The sequence below is a fragment of the Desulfovibrio sp. 1188_IL3213 genome (assembly GCF_036763145.1).
Taxonomy (GTDB): domain Bacteria; phylum Desulfobacterota; class Desulfovibrionia; order Desulfovibrionales; family Desulfovibrionaceae; genus Desulfovibrio.
This window is the reverse complement of sequence record NZ_JBAIYR010000249.1, coordinates 1-3,427: the sequence shown is the minus strand read 5'-3', so window position 1 is coordinate 3,427 and position 3,427 is coordinate 1. Positions and strand designations below refer to the sequence as shown.

Here is a 3,427-nt window from a genome sequence, read left to right as displayed (position 1 = left end):
TTTACGGGCCGCAAGTAACAGAAATGCAAATGTCAGATCGCCCGTGCGCCTGTTAGGGCGCGGCTGGTAAGAAAGCCTTACAGGCGCATATGAAGAACCCCCGGCTAGGCCGGGGGGTTCCTTTTTTATATGCCGACTTGTGCCAACTTGCGCGCCCGCTTATTGTGGGCAACCAGATTCAAAATTAAGCCAAAAACAATCAGCACCACCCGCATAGCGGGTGGTTTCTTGTTTCGCGCACGGGCGCGCTCAACGGGCTAAAGCCACAACAAAAGGGATACGTGGAAATTCCACGTATCCCTTTGAAATAATGGTGCGCCCGACAAGAATCGAACTTGTGGCCTACAGCTTAGGAGGCTGGTAATGGCGAAGATTAAAAAACCGCATATATCAAGGCTTTTTGGCTATAATCGACTGTTTTTATTGATTTTTTATTTCCTCTCTTGTCCCCTCTTTTCCCTTGTATTCCCATTAAAAACTATCTATTCTCAACTTGCGTGTGGGGCAGGTGTGGGGCAGATAAATAAGGGGAAGTTATTATGGCAACAGGAAGGGAAAGACATAGCACCGCGTATCCTGGTGTATTTTACTATTTGAATGATAAGAAAGAAAAGACATATTATATCAGGTATCGCCGGGGCGGGCGCGGCTCCAAAGTTTACGAGGAGAAAATAGGCAGCCGGGGCATAAGCCCGAAAATCGCCGCAGGTATACGAGAAAGCAGGATGAAAGGAGAGGAGGCAAACAACGAAGAGCGCAGGAACGAAGTAATACAAGAAGAAACCACTTTAAAAAAGATTTATGAACTGTATATGTCGTCATTGCCGGACGGAAGGGGCAGAAAAACAGATGCAATAAACTTTAACCATCTTTTTAAGCTGCACAACAAGAGTATAGAAAGCCTGACAACACAGGATGTTGACACTGTAAGATATGAGTTAGAAAAGACATTAAAGCCACAAACTGTAAAGCATATATTGAATATGTTGACGCGCACTATAAATTTTGGAGTCAAGAAAGGATATATACAACAGCCGGATTCGCGGAAATTTAGAGTCGATAAGCCACGGGTGGATAATAAAAAAACGGAGATTATGACGGATACGCAATTAAAAGCATATCTGGCTGCATTAGATGAAGAGAAGGATCAAGATTGCGCTGCTTTTCTCCGTATTGCTCTATATACTGGCATGCGGCGCGGAGCGTTACTGGGGCTGAAATGGAGTGATATAGATTTAAATACCGGCATAGTTACATTGCAAGCAGAGTATGCAAAAAATAAAAAGACTGCGTACATAGCCATTAATCAAGATGCACTAAATGTTTTAAGGGCATTGCCGCGTACAAGCGAGTTTGTTTTTCCTGGGCGGGATGGTGGACAGCGGGAAAACTTTAGGCGCATGGCAAGGAGGGTGAAAAAAAAGGCTGGATTGCCGGAAGATTTCCGGCCGCTGCACGGATTGAGGCACAATTTTGCTTCAAGGTTAGCAAGCAGCGGCAAAGTCGATATGTACACGTTGCAAAAATTATTGACGCATGAATCTTCTGAAATGACGCAGCGTTACGCGCACCTTTCGGACGAGGCCATGAGGCGGGCGGCGGCTGTAGTAGGTAGTGTAATGGCTGTAGAGGAAAAAAAAGAAAAATAAAGGGCGGCAGAGGTTGACAATGGGATAAGATAGGCTTACTGTAGTCGAAAGTCTCTGCAAAGAGCCTGCTGCCCTGAGCCCAAGGGAGCAACGGCAGAACGCGAAGCGCCAGCAAGTTTTTTAGCATTACGCTTGTTGGGACTATATATAAATGCTCTTGCTGTCGGACGAGAGAGTAAGTCCGAGGCATGATTTGGCGAATGTGTGAGACACGCTCTTTTCTGAAAACTTTGTAGCAACTCCACCCTAGCATGGGCAATATTGCTACTTTAAAAGTTTTTTAGAAAGCTCACCGAAATAAATGGCGGCTCTGATCTATACATGTATAGTTCGAGCCGCTTTATATTTTGCGGCGGGAGCGTGTCCTATGCTTGCTAGTCAACAGCTTATTACTGAAAAAGAAGCCGCGTCTTTCCTTAATATTTCCACCAAAACGCTACAAAGCTGGCGATACCGTAACTATGGTCCGGCCTATGTTAAGTTCTCGCGCAAAATTGCCTATGCTATGGGTGATCTGGTAGCGTTTATTGAATCTCAGAAAATAACGCCCAAGAATTGCAACTAGCGGTTCTCTTTTACAACAAAAAAGAGGACCGCCCAAGCGCGTTGCATTGCGCCCAGGCAGCCCACCCATACCAACAAAGCTGCCATAATATAATACAAGCGGTCCTCAAAGTCAAGCCCATCGCGCGGCTGACTGGAGGATTTTATGAGCATTTTGACTGAGCCCAAAATTGAAAAGCTGAAAAGGCAGAAAAGACTAAAAAAACAGGTCATTAGCGTTAAAATGGAAGAAAAGCCTGAAAAGCCAAAGAAGGAAAAAAAGGCTGAAAGGCTGGAATATTTTCAAAACAGGGAAAACGGCCTGTTCCTGCTTACCGGTTGGATGAAGGAGAACGGGCCGGAAATCGAAAAAGAAACGTACCTAGGCGAAAGTCTGACGATACGCGCGCGGGCTTGTGAAGACGGCGGCGAGGGTTGGGGGGTTTGGCTGGAGTGGGCCGACCCCAACGGGCTGGAGCACCGCTGGGTTATGCCTGCTGCTATGCTTAGTCAACCAGGCAGTGCGTGGCTATCCGCGCTCCAGGACGGCGGGTATATTGCGGATCCGTCCTGCGCTGCGCAGATTAAAAAATATTTAGCTACGCAAACAGTGGCGGCACGGGCGCGGGTGACGAAAAAGACTGGTTGGACGGCGGACGGCGTTTTTGTGCTTCCAGATGCTGCCATCGGAGCAAAGGACGGCGAAGAGGTTATTCTTGCGGCAGGCGGTAGTGCTGCGTACGCACAAGGCGGAACAATGGAGGGCTGGCAGCAGTTGGCGAAGCTAGCGCAGGGGAATAGCCGTCTGGTTTTTGCTTTGTCTGCGGCGTTGGCGGGTCCGCTGCTTTATATTACGGGGCAAGAGTCAGGCGGGTTTAACTTTGTTGGCGCTTCTAGCACTGGCAAATCTACCGCTTTGCGGCTTGCGGCCAGCGTGTGGGGCGGGCCAGACTACGTTAAAAGCTGGAGGACGACTGACAACGCAGCAGAAGGCACAGCGGTTTTCCATAACGACTCCCTCCTGATCCTGGACGAGCTTGGACAAGCCACGGCAAAAACATGTAGCGAAATGTCCTATATGTTGTCTAATGGCGCAGGCAAAACGCGAGCGAGCCGGGACGGCACGGCGCGAGCGGTTCAGACATGGCGAGTGCTGTTTTTGAGCAGCGGCGAAGTGGGACTTGCGGACAAGCTGGCAGAAGCGGGCCAGCGGCCGAAAGCGGGGCAAGAGGTCC

Annotated in this window: 4 protein-coding genes; all 4 read left to right on the top strand. The window is 48.8% G+C overall.

Translation table 11 applies throughout. The features are described 5' to 3' along the window. Positions 1 to 363 precede the first annotated feature (363 nt). Positions 364 to 597 carry a hypothetical protein gene (locus V6C16_RS09680; protein WP_333536618.1) on the top strand — a complete coding sequence of 78 codons (234 nt, stop codon included), beginning with the start codon at positions 364 to 366 and terminating at the stop codon, positions 595 to 597. Next, entirely contained in the window at positions 594 to 1,649 is a 1,056-nt protein-coding gene (locus V6C16_RS09675) for a tyrosine-type recombinase/integrase (RefSeq protein ID WP_333543090.1), read from the top strand. The genes V6C16_RS09680 and V6C16_RS09675 overlap by 4 nt, the downstream gene beginning before the upstream one ends. Positions 1,650 to 2,016: 367 nt before the next feature. Continuing rightward, complete coding sequence (locus V6C16_RS09670; protein WP_333536620.1) at positions 2,017 to 2,214, top strand: helix-turn-helix domain-containing protein; 198 nt, start codon at positions 2,017 to 2,019, stop codon at positions 2,212 to 2,214. A 144-nt stretch (positions 2,215 to 2,358) separates the two neighbouring features. Continuing rightward, the coding region (locus V6C16_RS09665) for a DUF927 domain-containing protein (protein ID WP_333543089.1) at positions 2,359 to 3,427 on the top strand (1,069 nt) is incomplete at its 3' end.

What these genes read in the sequence shown, in the direction of transcription:
- V6C16_RS09670 (WP_333536620.1), top strand. Translation starts at nt 2,017, where the DNA reads ATGCTTGCTAGTCAACAGCTTATTACTGAAAAAGAAGCCGCGTCTTTC.
- V6C16_RS09680 (WP_333536618.1), top strand. Translation starts at nt 364, where the DNA reads ATGGCGAAGATTAAAAAACCGCATATATCAAGGCTTTTTGGCTATAAT.